Source organism: Atribacteraceae bacterium (assembly GCA_035477455.1).
Taxonomy (GTDB): domain Bacteria; phylum Atribacterota; class Atribacteria; order Atribacterales; family Atribacteraceae; genus DATIKP01.
Genome location: DATIKP010000099.1, coordinates 1 through 9,409, shown reverse-complemented (window position 1 = coordinate 9,409; position 9,409 = coordinate 1). Strand labels below are relative to the sequence as shown.

Annotated in this window: 11 protein-coding genes; all 11 read left to right on the top strand. The window is 53.8% G+C overall.

Annotation, left to right across the window (positions count from 1 at the left end; all coding sequences use genetic code 11):
• On the top strand, window positions 1–306 hold a 306-nt coding region (locus VLH40_06245; protein ID HSV31605.1), incomplete at its 5' end, for a QueT transporter family protein.
• A gap of 5 nt (window positions 307–311) precedes the next feature.
• A complete protein-coding gene (gene tyrS, locus VLH40_06240; GenBank protein HSV31604.1) occupies window positions 312–1,544 on the top strand; it encodes a tyrosine--tRNA ligase in 1,233 nt (410 codons plus the stop codon).
• 245 nt (window positions 1,545–1,789) lie between these two features.
• Window positions 1,790–2,812: a transcription termination factor NusA gene (gene nusA, locus VLH40_06235; protein HSV31603.1), complete on the top strand. Its 1,023-nt coding sequence runs from the start codon at window positions 1,790–1,792 to the stop codon at window positions 2,810–2,812.
• A 26-nt stretch (window positions 2,813–2,838) separates the two neighbouring features.
• Window positions 2,839–3,117, top strand: a complete 279-nt coding sequence (locus VLH40_06230) for a YlxR family protein (protein HSV31602.1) — start codon at window positions 2,839–2,841, stop codon at window positions 3,115–3,117.
• Window positions 3,118–3,130: 13 nt separating this feature from the next.
• Window positions 3,131–5,056 carry a translation initiation factor IF-2 gene (gene infB, locus VLH40_06225; protein ID HSV31601.1) on the top strand — a complete coding sequence of 642 codons (1,926 nt, stop codon included), beginning with the start codon at window positions 3,131–3,133 and terminating at the stop codon, window positions 5,054–5,056.
• Window positions 5,053–5,334 (top strand): DUF503 domain-containing protein, encoded by a 282-nt coding sequence (locus VLH40_06220; protein ID HSV31600.1) that lies wholly within the window; start codon window positions 5,053–5,055, stop codon window positions 5,332–5,334. Before infB ends, VLH40_06220 begins: the two co-directional genes overlap by 4 nt.
• Before the next feature lie 163 nt (window positions 5,335–5,497).
• Entirely contained in the window at window positions 5,498–5,863 is a 366-nt protein-coding gene (gene rbfA, locus VLH40_06215; protein HSV31599.1) for a 30S ribosome-binding factor RbfA, read from the top strand.
• Complete coding sequence (locus VLH40_06210; GenBank protein HSV31598.1) at window positions 5,857–6,867, top strand: bifunctional oligoribonuclease/PAP phosphatase NrnA; 1,011 nt, start codon at window positions 5,857–5,859, stop codon at window positions 6,865–6,867. Before rbfA ends, VLH40_06210 begins: the two co-directional genes overlap by 7 nt.
• Window positions 6,868–6,876: 9 nt before the next feature.
• Complete coding sequence (truB, locus tag VLH40_06205; GenBank protein HSV31597.1) at window positions 6,877–7,767, top strand: tRNA pseudouridine(55) synthase TruB; 891 nt, start codon at window positions 6,877–6,879, stop codon at window positions 7,765–7,767.
• 41 nt (window positions 7,768–7,808) lie between these two features.
• Window positions 7,809–8,846 (top strand): riboflavin kinase, encoded by a 1,038-nt coding sequence (locus VLH40_06200; protein HSV31596.1) that lies wholly within the window; start codon window positions 7,809–7,811, stop codon window positions 8,844–8,846.
• A gap of 214 nt (window positions 8,847–9,060) precedes the next feature.
• Window positions 9,061–9,409 (top strand): hypothetical protein (locus VLH40_06195; protein ID HSV31595.1); only part of this gene is annotated, 349 nt, incomplete at its 3' end.

Sequence of the window (9,409 nt, the reverse complement as noted above, 5' to 3'; positions counted from 1 at the left end):
TGGCTCGATACGGTATTTGGAAGTGCCTTAACCCTCGTCGCGGCGTTTCTGACCTCCCGTACCCGCCGGATGTGGCTCGCCCCCCTGCCGCCGGTGCTCCTGAACGGATTCGGTGTTGCTCTTTATCTTTCTTATCTGTTTGGGGTTCCCTATGGTACGACAGTTATGTATATTCTGGCCGGTCAAACAGTGGCCTGTTATGGAATCGGCTTGCCCGTTCTCGGTATTCTGCGAAGGCGTTATCCGGCATTGTTTACGAAGAGGAGAGAAAAGGGTCTTCCCGGGGCGGGGCTACCGAAAGGATGATGCTCGTGGATGTACGCAGCCAGGCGGCTCGCGATGTCTCGCTCCTGAGCCGGGGAGTGGATGAAATGATTACCCCGGAAGATCTGGAGCGGAAAATCGTTCGCGGTTACGAAGAAGATTTGCCCTTGATTGTGAAGGAAGGTTTCGATCCCAGTGCGCCCGACATTCATCTTGGACATACAGTGAGCCTGAGGAAATTGAAGCAGTTCCAGGACCTGGGACACCAGGTGGTTTTTTTGATCGGTGATTTTACCGGTCGTATTGGCGATCCAACCGGCAAGAATGAAATCCGTAAGCAGCTCACCGAAGAGGAAGTGATTGAAAACGCCCGAACCTACGCCGAACAGATCAACGTTATTCTGGACCCCGTAAGAACGATCGTGGAGTTCAATAGCAAATGGTTGAAACATCTGACCCTGGTCGATATGATCGAAATCATGGGGCGGTTCACCGTCGCCCGGATTATCGAACGCGAGGATTTTTCCCAACGACTGAAAGCCGGTAAGCCGGTCGGCCTCCACGAATTCCTTTATCCGATGATGCAGGCTTATGATTCGGTGGCTTTGCGCTCGGACGTCGAACTGGGTGGCAGTGACCAGCGGTTTAATCTGCTGGTCGGGCGGGAAATGCAGCGCCACTTCGGCCAGGATGCCCAGGTTGTGATCACCATGCCTCTTTTGGAAGGGACCGACGGTGTTGAAAAGATGAGTAAAAGTCTGGGGAACTATATCGGAATCAGTGAACCGCCTTTCGAGATGTTCCACAAGGTAATGGTCATCCCAGATTCGTTGGTTGAAAAATATTTTTTGCTGTTGACCGAAATCCCGGAGGATAAGATTGCCACCCGGCAGAGAGCATGCCGGGATGGTGCACTGCACCCCCGGCAGTGGAAAAAAGAGCTGGCCTGGGAAATAGTCCGAATGTACCACGGATCTGCCGCTGCCTCACAGGCGGATGTTGATTTTGAAAAGGCATTCGTCCTGGAAGAAACCCCCCAGGGTGCCCGAGACATCATCGTCCGGGAAACGGACCTCGCAAATGACAGAATATGGATTCTGAAGCTTCTCAGGATGACCGGTATCCCCTCCTCGAACAGTGAAGCCCGACGGCTGGTCGAACAGGGGGGAGTCTCTTTGGACAACCAGCGGATTTCCGATTCCCAGGCAGAAGTGGCTCTGGCTGACGGAGGGCTGCTCCGGGTTGGGAAAAGGAACTTTTTTCGAATCGTCCGCGCCTGAAAAACCCTAGACCCGCCGGCGGCGGTGCACGGAATGTCCGCTACGCGCTCCCATTTGCAACAGTGGGCGTTTTGCGATAAAATATAATGTAAAAGGAATGGGGGTCATCGTGAAGAGTGGGTTGTTGCCCACTCTTTGTTTTTATTCGGGTGAAAAATCTTTGGGAATGGGGCAACTCCCGGAGTAGCCGCTGAGATGCACCTGTCGTGCTGGCGAACAAGCTCTTTTCAGGTGGGAGGTTCGGAATGAGTAAGGATATATTTTTAGCCATCGAACAGATCGAACGACTCAAGGGGATTCCTCGGGAGATCCTCAAACAGGCTGTGGAAGCCGCCCTGCTTTCCGCCTATCGGAAAAATTTCCGGTCGTCGCACCGGCGAGTTTCGGTCGTCATCGATCCCGCCACCGGAGAGATTCGAATCTATTCCCGGAAGACCGTCGTCGAAGAGGCCAGGGATGCTAGCTGTGAAGTTGGCCTGGCTGAACTTTCCCGACTAAAGATCTCTGCGAATCCAGGCGAAGAAGTGGAAATCGAGATCACTCCTCGTGATTTCGGGCGGATTTCCGCCCAGACGGCAAAGCAGGTCATCATGCAGCGGATCCGTGAAGCGGAACGGACCATGGTCTTTGACGAATTTTCTGGGAGAGAGGAAGATATCGTAACGGGAATCGTCAACCGGAAAGAAGGTAAAAATATCATCGTCGATCTGGAAAAGACCGAAGCCCTGCTCCCAGCCAACGAACAGGTGGAGTCGGAAAATTATCGGATCAACGCTCGCATGAAGTTTTATGTCGTTGAGGTTCGCAAGACTTCCAAGGGCCCGCAAATTCTCCTGTCGAGGACCCATCCTGGCCTGGTGCGCCGGTTATTCGAATTCGAAATTCCGGAGGTCCAGGAAGGATTCGTCGATGTCAAGGCTATTGCCCGGGAACCTGGCATCAGAACTAAAATCGCTGTGGAAAGCCGGGACGAGAGAATCGATCCGGTGGGAGCCTGTATTGGAAGCAAGGGGGCGCGGGTGAAGCACATCACCGATGAACTGCGGGGTGAAAAGATCGATATTGTCAAATGGAATTCCGACCCCCGGATTTTCATCGCTGGTGCGCTGAGTCCCGCCCGGGTGACTCAAGTAGAGCTTGATCCCGAAAACCGGGTGGCGAAAACCTATGTTCCGGAAGACCAGCTTTCGCTGGCAATTGGTAAAGAGGGGCAGAATGCCCGTTTGGCTGCTCGGCTGACCGGCTGGAAAATCGATATTAAGAGTTAAATCCTCACCGGGGGAACGTGACTGGAATGAAGAAAAGAAAAAAAGTACCGCTGAGGATGTGTCTGAGTTGCCGGGTCAGGCAGGAGAAAAAAGTGATGATCAGAATCGTGGAGACCTCTCCTGGTGGTCTAGCGATCGACCTCACCGGAAAAAAGGCCGGGCGGGGAACTTATGTGTGTCCGAATCAGGATTGCCGAGACCGCTTGAGCCGGAAGAATCTCAGCGCGGCCTTCAAAAAGAACTTGAATGAAGAGGATGTCGCCCGTTTGAAAAAATCACTGGAAGATTCGGTTGATTTTCCGTGAGAGGAGGTTCCAGATGGCGAAAGTCAGAATCTATAAGATCGCCGAACAGTTGGGTATGCCGACCCGCGAAGTGATGGAAATACTCAAAGGTTTGGGAGCCGATGTAAAAAACCACATGAGTGGTATCGATGAAGAATTGATTGATCTTCTTCGTGAAGAGAGGGATTTTCAAAAACAAAAAAAGGAAGAGAAGCGGAAAAAGCGGGAAAAAACCATCACCCTGCAGACTCTGCCAGTGCTCAAGGAAATGGCCCGACTTCTTGATATTTCCGTTGGCGAACTGGTAATAGAGTTGTCGGACAAGCATATAATATTCGATTCATCGACCCCGTTGCCTCCCCTGGTTGTTGAACGTTTGATCCTGGAACGGGATTGGGAAGTGGAATGGAAAGACGGCCTTCGGGAGGAGACGCTAAAGGCGCTTCATGCTAAAAAAGAGACCCGACCGCCGATCGTGACTATTCTCGGACACGTCGATCATGGCAAGACTACCCTGCTTGACGTGATTCGCAAGACCAGAGTGGCGAATTCCGAGGTGGGCGGGATCACCCAGAAAATCGGTGCTTATCAGATTGAGATCAATGGGCGGAAGATCACCTTTATCGATACCCCCGGCCACGAGGCCTTTACCACGATGCGGGCCCGGGGAGCCCAGGTGACTGATATCGCGGTGCTGATGGTGGCCGCTGACGATGGAGTGATGCCCCAGACCAGCGAGGCCATCCAGCATGCCCGGGCTGCCGCTGTGCCCATTATCGTTGCCATCAACAAAATGGACAAACCCGGGGTCAACCCCGATCGGGTCAAGCAGCAACTTGCCGATCAGGGCTTAATTCCGGAAGAGTGGGGAGGAGACGTCATCTGCGTCAATATTTCCGCCTTGCAGGGAAAAGGGATTTCCGAGCTGTTGGATATGATCCTGCTTCAGGCTGACCTGCTTGAGCTGCAAGCCGCGCCACGGGGTTTCGCGATCGGTACGATTATCGAGTCGCGGCTGGATCGGGGGAAGGGGCCGGTCGCTACAGTGTTGGTTCAAGAAGGAATCCTGCGGGTCGGAGATTTCTTCGTCTCCGGGTCCAGCTGGGGAAAAGTTCGGGCGATGACCGATGACCGGGGCAAGGGCATCAGGGAGGCACCCCCTTCTTCTCCAGTTGAATTGGCGGGTTTTTCCGAACTCCCCCTGGCAGGGACCAGGATTGTCGTCGTCGAAGACGAAAAAATGGCCCGTTTAATCGGGGAGCAGCGTATGCAAGGTGTTCGAGAGAAGATGTTGGGGGGAGCCATTCAACGCGCGTCATTGGAAGAATTGCTGGCTCCTGAAAAAGGGGAAGCCCGGGTGTTGAACATCGTGCTCAAAGCCGACTTGCAGGGATCGGCGGAAGCCCTTGAAAAGGCGCTTGGCCCGCTCGCCAGGGAAGGGGTGTCCATCAACCTGGTGTCCAGGGGCGTGGGGAATATCAACGAGGCGGATATTCTGCTGGCTTCCGCATCCAGTGGTATAGTCGTCGGCTTCAATGTAAAAGCGCTCACCGAGGTTCTCCGGATCGCCAAGCAGGAAGGGGTGGATGTGCGACTGTACCGGATTATTTATGACGTAGTCGATGATATCGACCGGGCAATCCAGGGATTGGTCACTCCGGAGATGGTTGAGGAGGTGACCGGGAAAGCCGAAGTGCGGGCTATTTTCAGGATGTCCCGCATCGGTACCGTTGCCGGGAGTTACGTTGTCGATGGGAAAATCGAACGGAATGCCTTGGTCCGGGTCATTCGACAGGGGGAAATCATCTGCCGGGACGAAAAAATATCTTCCCTTAAACGCTTTAAGGACGATGTCCGGGACGTGGCGCTGGGCTACGAGTGTGGAATTGGTCTGGAACATTTCGCCGATTTCAAGGAAGGGGACATGTTGGAAGTTTACCGGATCCGGGAGAAAAAATGAGAGCCGGGGTTAGCCGGATCGAAATTCTCATCAGCCGGAGTTTTTCGTTAAAAGACCGGAGGAGAGTGATGAATTCAGTCAAACATCGACTCCGGAACCGCTTCAATATTTCGATCATCGAAACCTCTTCCAGCAACACCTGGAACCAGGGGATCTTCGGTATTGCTTTGGCCGGGGAGGACGAGCGGGGTATCCGATCCGTAGTAGAAAAAATCGTCAGTTTTTTGGATGAAGATGACCGTTTCGAAGTCATTGACGTGTCCCTTGATTTGATCTGAGCGGTGCTTCACACTCTATCTATACATACTCAAATTTCATACTCGTTGCCTTCGGGTACTGACTGTTTGGCTTTTTCGTAACTAAAGCAGTGAAGGGTGAAATCACAATCGTTACGGGGTTATCACTTTGCTGAGCACTGGAGAAAGTGCGGTGGATTGAACCATGAGCGAACAAAGGGCACGGCGTTACGCGGAACTCATCAAGCGGGAGATTTCCCTGATCCTGCTCGGGTCAGTCGATGACGTCCGGTTGAAGCGATTTACCCTGACCCGAGTGGAGGTCACCTCGGATTTGAAGCTGGTCCGGGTTTACCTGAGTTTTCCCGGAGAAGCGGCGGAAGTCGCAGAAAAATTCGAGGCCTTGCAGAAAGCGGCTAAATTCATCAAAAATAAACTCGTCGGAAGAATTCGCATTCGCTACATGCCGGAGATTCTCTATTTTCCGGATGTTTTCCTTGAAAAAGCATCCCGGGTGATTGACCTCTTGAATCAAATTGAACCCCAAAGGGAGGAGTCCAACCCTTGTTGAATCTCTGCTCCGTGTTGCAAGCGATCTCCGCCGGTGAACGTTTTCTGCTTTCCTCCCATCAGAGTATCGATGGAGATGGCTTAGGATCCATGCTCGCTTTCGATTCTCTCCTGCGGTATCTAAGAAAAGAAACAGTCATGGTTTATGATGGCATAGTTCCGTACTTTTACTCGTTTCTTCCCGGGGTCGAACGGGTACATTCCTGTGAACGATATTTTGAGATCGAGCGGCCCGATTCTTGGGTGTTTGTAGCCCTGGATTGTTCCAACCCCGAACGCATGGGAGAAGCCGACCGGATCCGCCGGCAATGCGGACTGGTGATCAACATCGATCACCATCCGGACAACATCATGTTCGGTCACGTGAACCTGGTGGACCATGATGCGCCGGCTTCCTCGCTCCTGATATACGAACTGCACAAGAATTTAGGGATCACCATTGACTCTGCGACGGCCATCCAGATTCTGACCGGTCTGATCACGGATACCGGCGGGTTTCAATTTACCGAATTGAATCCAAAGCTGCTGACGATACTCGGTGAACTGGTCGCTACCGGGGCGTCGGTCGCGGCGATTATACGCTATGTCTTCAAATACCGGCGGAGCGAAGCACTGCGATTATTGGGCCGGGCCCTGAACAACCTGGATTATTTTCCAAAATACAATTGTTCGATCACCTACCTGAGCCGGGAAGACTTCATTGCCTGTGGAGCCTTCGAGGAAGACGCCGAAGGAATCGTCGATTACGGTCTGCATATCCAGGAAGCCGAAATTTCCTTTTTCATCAAAGAGATGAAGCCGGGCCACAACAAGGTCAGTCTCCGCTCGCAAGGCCGGATCAATGTCCTGCCTATCGCCCAGTATTTTGGGGGCGGAGGGCATTACAAGGCTGCCGGCTTCAAAATAAATGGGACCCTTATTCAGGTGAAAGACCGCCTACTCGCCTGCCTCGCAGATTTTTCCCTCACGCGGAATTCGGTCCCCTCGGGCGAAGGTGGCAGGTAACCCCCGACAATGGACTTCGCAGTGTCCGGCGGGGTTTTCAACCTCTATAAACCGGTGGGGATCACTTCTCATGACCTGGTGGATAGCGTCCGCCGGAACTTACCGGGAAAGTGCGGTCATACGGGAACGCTCGACCCTTTCGCGCGGGGGGTGATGTTGGTGTGCTGGGGGAAAGCCACCCGGCTCGCCGCTCTTTTTCAGGATCTTCCCAAGACCTACCGGGCCTGGATTCGTTTTGGCATTGAGACCGACACCTTTGATGTGAACGGGACACTCACGGCCTGGAATGATTCACCCGTCAAGGAAGCCGTCCTCCGGGATCTCCTGGGCCAGTTTCAGGGGGAATGCCGCCAGACGGTCCCTCCTTATTCCGCTCGGAAATACCGGGGAAAACCTTTATACTGTTACGCCCGCAATGGCCTGCCGGTTCCCTTGGCCGAAAAAACAGTCTGGATCGAACACCTGGAACTTTGCTCGTTCGAGGGGAACCGGTTCGCCGCGGTGGAACTCCTCGTGAAGTGCTCCAGCGGGACCTACATTCGCAGCCTGGCCAGGGATCTCGGCCGCCGATTGGGTCCAGGAGCCTGTCTCGTCTCCCTACGCCGGGAAGAGGTGGGGACGTTCACCATCGATACCAGTGTTCCCCTGAAGAGTTTAATTCCCTTTCAGGAGCGGGCCGCCCGACACCTCATTCCCCCTGCTGAAGCGCTGTACTGGTTGGACGAATGGGAGATCGGGACAGATGACGCCAGGTTTTTCATCCAGGGAAACCCGGTACGCTGTCCTCACCCGGAAGCGGTAAAATCACCGTTGGTCAAGGTAGTGATGAACACCCTTTTTCTGGGAATTGGGCGGGTTGACCCCACCGAAAGGGTCGTCAGGCCGGAAATAGTATTCTGAAGAAGTTTGAGGTTGGGAAGAGGGGTTATCAGGAGTCATTCATGAAATGGGACCGGGGATTCGCTGATATAGAGAAAGCCGGAGTGCTGGTTCTCGGGTTTTTCGACGGTCTTCACCGGGGGCACTGCCAGGTTCTGGATGAGGCCTTCCGGTTGGCAGCGGACTGGCAGTGTCCCTGCGAGCTACTTACCTTGTACCCGCATCCGGATCTCACCAGTGGGCAGTCTGATGTGGCTTACCTGACTACCTACCGGGAGAAGTGGACGCTGTTTCAGAGCCGTTATCCGGCCGGCCGGTTTCGTTTTCTGCGCTTCGACCGGACGGTTATGGCTACTCCCCCGGACCGTTTTTTACGCTGGCTTTTGGATTGTTTTTCACCCCGGGGGATCTGTGTCGGTGAAGACTTTCGTTTTGGCTACCGAGCGGCCGGGGACACTGGTTTTCTCCGCTTCTGGGGTGCCGAGCATGGAGTAGGAGTGACGGTCCTTCCGCCTGTTCTGCTCGGAGGGGCAGCGATTTCCAGTTCCCGGATACGGGAATGCCTGCGATCGGGTAATGCCGAAGAGGCCGCTCGACTGCTGGGATATCCCTACCAGGTCTTTGGCCGGGTGAGGTCGGGTCGACGGATTGGCCGCACTCTCGGATTCCCGACTATCAATCTATACCCATCTTCCCGCAAACTTCTGCCTCGGGACGGAGTTTACCGGGGTGAAGTATTGGGAGAGGAGGTTGCCAGTCCGGCGCTGGTCTACGTCGGCACGCGGCCTACTCTGGGGAGCGGTGGGCGGAGGGTGGTCGAGGCCTACCTCCGGGGGAAACCCATCGGTGACCTTTATGGCAAACGCCTCAGTGTTGCCTTCCACGGGTTCATCCGGGGGGAGATGGTTTTCCGGTCGCTTGAAGACCTCCGGATCCGTATTTTACAGGATTTACAGGCACTCGAGCGCTATTTACACTATACAGGCGGTATGTTACACTATAATTTGAATATTTATAACGATGGGGGTGTGGTCAGCATTGGCCTTAACCAGAGAAAAGAAACAGGAGATTATTACTTCTTTCAAAATTCACGACATTGATACCGGTTCTCCGGAAGTTCAAATCGCTCTTCTCACAGCGAGCGTTAAAGATCTAACCGAACATTTGAAAATCCATTCAAAGGATTTTCATTCCCGGCGGGGGCTGTTCATGATGGTCGGTCAGCGGAGAAGGCTGCTGAATTACTTGAAAACCTACCATATAGACCGGTATTTCGCCATCTTGGAAAAACTAGGATTGAGGAAGTAAGGGAGGTTGTTGACCATAGAGAGAGCTATCATTCCATTTGGAACCCATGCCCTACACGCGGAAATCGGCAGGATGGCCAAGCAGGCCGACGGGAGCGTTCTGGCTCGGCTGGGCGACACGGTAGTTCTGCTTACCGCTGTTGTCTCGGAAGAGCCCCGTGAGGACCTCGACTTTACACCGCTTTTGGTCGATTATGAAGAGCGATTTTACGCAGCGGGAAAAATCCCCGGCGGATTCATCAAGCGGGAAGGACGACCCCGTACGGAGGCAATCCTGAACGCCCGGTTGATCGACCGATCGATCCGTCCCTTGTTTTCTGAGTTGAACCGCTACGATGTCCAGGTCGTCGCCACGG